This is a genomic window from Acidocella sp. (assembly GCF_052326845.1).
In the GTDB taxonomy this organism is placed as follows: Bacteria; Pseudomonadota; Alphaproteobacteria; order Acetobacterales; family Acetobacteraceae; genus Acidocella.
In genome coordinates this window covers 1-3,320 of the sequence record NZ_JBKQJR010000168.1, presented here as the reverse complement: position 1 = coordinate 3,320, position 3,320 = coordinate 1, and the positions used below count along the sequence as shown (strand labels likewise).

The following is a 3,320-nucleotide window of genomic DNA, read 5'->3' as shown; positions in this document are numbered from 1 at the left end:
TCCTCCCCTGCGCATCGAATTTCTTGGGCGCTGCGGATCGCGGCTGTTTTATTGTGCCAGTACCCTTAAAAACGGACATCAGAGCCTGCGGTGAGCGCCGCGGGTCCTGATTGGTTCAGTTCGGTATTTTGGGTTTGATCTTGGACGTGTCTTTTGGCTTGCGGGACCATTTTCGCGCGAGCGCATCGACAGCATCCGCGAGGTTTTGTGTTCCGGCATCTCGGGCGTCGAAGGTTGCGCCGAGCCATTCGATTATTTCGGCATGTCGTTTGTGTTTCGGGCTGGCCAATATATTGAGCAATTCGTCGTAACCAGGCGGACCGCCGACATCTTCAGGGGGGCATCTGCCCTTGGCATCGATTAATACGGGATAAGAGAGTCCTGGAAGCGCATCTGCAATGCGCTCGATCTTCACGGTGTGCTCCCAACCGTCGCCGAAGTCGTAGAGATATTTCAGCGTCTTCACGCCCATATCCTCAAGCACATCGAGCAGCCGGGATTTGGAGGCATCCATCGGGCCGTCGCCCCAATCTGGATCGACCATGCCCCAACCCACCCCGCCGGCACGGATTTCATACAAGTGCGAGTTGCTCCAGCCGATTGCCGCCTGGAAGACCAAGTGCAGGCGGTCAAGCCGGATTTTGAGCGGCACCTCGACCCGGCGCTGTACGGCAGGCTCGACATCGTCGAGGGTGATTTCGAGGCGCGCGATGGTGGCGACGGTCATGCCGCCATTTTGACAGGCTGTGCTTTCCAGTTCCAGGGCAGCAGTTCTTCGAGCCGCTGCGCCGGATGGTCGGCGATACGGGCGAGGACATCGGCGAGCCATGCCTGAGAATCGATATCGTTCATTTTTGCGGTGACGATGAGGCTATACATCTTCGCCGCCCTTTGCCCGCCGCGGTTAGAGCCAGCGAACAGCCGTGCCTTGCGGCCAAGGGCAATCCCACGAAGCGCGCGCTCGGCCGCGTTATTGGTCAGGCAGATCCGGCCATCATCGAGGAACCGGGTAAACGCTGGCCAGCGGTTGAGCATGTAGTTTATGGCCTTGCCGGCATCATCGTGGGGCGAGAGCCGGGCCCGCGCGGCCGCCATCCAATCGGCTAGTTCCGCGACCAGCGGCGCACTCGATTGCTGCCGTACGGCAAGGCGCTCGGTGGCAGACTTGCCATTGATCTCGCGCTCGATATCGAACAGCGCGTCGATACGGCGCACCGCTTCCAGCGCCATCGGCGAGGCAAAAGCGGGCTTGCCACCCTGTGCCTTGCGTTTGGCGATTTTTGCCAGATCAGCGAGTTCGAAGAATTTTCGCCGGGAATGCGCCCAACACGCCGCTTCGGTAATTGGCCCCGGCATTCGGTCCGGTTCGTAGAGCTTATTGTATCCGCCAAAGGCGTCAGCCTGCAAAATACCGGAATATCTGGCCAGGTGAGCTTGCGGATGTTCGCCGCGGCGGTCGCGGGAATAATAGAACACCGCCGCCGGTGGCGCCAAACCGCCGAAGGGGCGGTCATCACGCACGTAAACCCAGGAGCGGGCGATATCGGTCTGGCCTTTGGCCAGCACCGGCACGGTGGTATCATCGCCATACACGCGCTCGCCCGCAAAAACATGCGCGACCAGCAGATCAACGATCGGGTCCAGCACCACGCAGCACGCGCCCACCTGGTCGGCGAGCGTTGAGAGGCTGAGTGGCACACCCTCGCGGGCATAGCGCTCGGCCTGGCAGTTGAGCGGCTGGTGCTGGCCGAATTTCTCGAACACCAGCATGGCCAAAAAGCTCGGCCCCGCCCAGCCGCGGCGGATGACGTGGAAGGGTGCCGGCGCCTGAGAAATTTTCTCGCAATCGCGGCAGGTGAATTTTTCCCGCACGTGCTGGATCACTTTCCAGCTCCGGGGAATGGTCTCCAGTGTCTCGGTGACGGCTTCACCCAGCTTGGCCAACCGCTCACCGCCGCAGCAGGTGCAGGCGGTGGGGCCAGGCACCACAACGCGCTCCCGCGGCAGATGCTCGGGGAACGGCTTGCGGGCCGGCCGGTTGCGCTGGAACCCCGTGACATTCGTGGTTTTGGCAGCGGCCATCTCCCCGCCAACTCATCCTCGGTCGCCGTGCCTTCCAGCTCTTCGAGCGCGAATGCCATCTGGTCGAGCAGGCGTGAGGCACGCTCGGACCTGGGGCCGAATTTATCGCGCTTGAGCTTCTCGATCTGCAGCTTCATATGGGCGATGAGTGCGGCATCGTCAGCACGCCTGGCCTGCTCATTGGCCAGTTCAGCCGCTACCGCGTCGGCTTTGGCGCAGGCCGCGATCACCACCGCCTTTAGCGCGGCGACATCATCCGGAAGCGCGGATAGATCGATATCCATGACCGCGATAGAATCACAAAGTGGAAGGAGTTGGCTAGGAGTTTTTGTCGAGCCACCAGCATTTATCCGGCCGATTGCGGGCGCCATGTATGCTGTGGATTGCGCCAATCGATCGCTTCCAGGAGATAGCTCATCTGCGCCGCGGTGAGTGATACCACGCCGTCCACCGTCTGTGGCCAAACAAATTTTCCGCGGTCCAGCCGCTTAGCATACAACGACAGACCGAGACCGTCATGTCAAATCGCCTTGATCAGCGAACCCTGCCGCCCGCGGAATACGAAAACATCGCCGGCGAACGGATCGCGGCCAAGCCCCTGCTGCACCTGCAGCGCTAGCCCGCGCACGCCTCGGCGCATGTCAGTGTGGCCGGTGGCAATCCAGATCCTGACCCCCGTTGGGACCGGAATCATTGCAGTGCCAGCAGCGTCGCTGTGACCAAAGCGGTCGGCGCTGTCGCGTCGATAACCACACGGACCCCGGCTGAAAATTCCACCGTAATCGCCACTGGCACCGGCGGCGGCGCGACCTGCTCGACAGCAGCAGGAGATTCGGCGTCAGCCACGACCGCTGGAACAAATGCCAATGCATGATTGGCCGCCACCGCCTGGCGCCGCCATTTATAAATCATGCTGCTGGCGATATCGAATTGACGAGCAATCTCAGAAATCACGGCGCCTGGTGCACAAGCCGCCGTCAATATCCGGCCCGGTCTTCCAAACTCCAATTGCGGCGATGATCCCGGCCGGTCAAAATTGTGACTTGTGTCATGCTATGTAGGCTAACTCCACTCGTAAGCTCAGCTTAACTGTGAAGCATCACGTCCAACCCCAATCCCGCAAGACGGTCGCCACCGGAGGGAAACGTCACATCGCAGCCCCGCTACGAAGGTCAGCGTTTTCCAGTGGCCATGCGGCACCTTTGCAATCAGCCGTTGGCCAACGGCGCAGCGCCCGT

General features: G+C 61.1%; 3 protein-coding genes and 1 pseudogene. All 4 read right to left on the bottom strand.

What is annotated here, in order from left to right:
- Window positions 1–115 precede the first annotated feature (115 nt).
- Complete coding sequence (locus ACLPJJ_RS11600; RefSeq protein ID WP_443591135.1) at window positions 116–727, bottom strand: plasmid pRiA4b ORF-3 family protein; 612 nt, start codon at window positions 725–727, stop codon at window positions 116–118.
- Window positions 724–2,366, bottom strand: a protein-coding gene (tnpC, locus tag ACLPJJ_RS11595) for an IS66 family transposase (RefSeq protein ID WP_443591134.1) whose coding sequence is annotated in 2 segments (ribosomal slippage) — window positions 724–2,087 and window positions 2,087–2,366 — 1,644 coding nt in all. Because the reading frame shifts where the segments join, the coding sequence is not laid out codon by codon here. The genes ACLPJJ_RS11600 and tnpC overlap by 4 nt, the downstream gene beginning before the upstream one ends.
- A 62-nt stretch (window positions 2,367–2,428) precedes the next feature.
- Window positions 2,429–2,776: pseudogene (tnpB, locus tag ACLPJJ_RS11590) on the bottom strand (IS66 family insertion sequence element accessory protein TnpB).
- Complete coding sequence (locus ACLPJJ_RS11585; protein WP_443591136.1) at window positions 2,773–3,063, bottom strand: transposase; 291 nt, start codon at window positions 3,061–3,063, stop codon at window positions 2,773–2,775. The pseudogene tnpB and the gene ACLPJJ_RS11585 overlap by 4 nt, the downstream one beginning before the upstream one ends.
- Between the last annotated feature and the right edge of the window lie 257 nt (window positions 3,064–3,320).

Excerpts from the sequence above, each read along its gene's own strand:
- ACLPJJ_RS11600 (WP_443591135.1), bottom strand. The coding sequence starts at position 727 with ATGACCGTCGCCACCATCGCGCGCCTCGAAATCACCCTCGACGATGTC.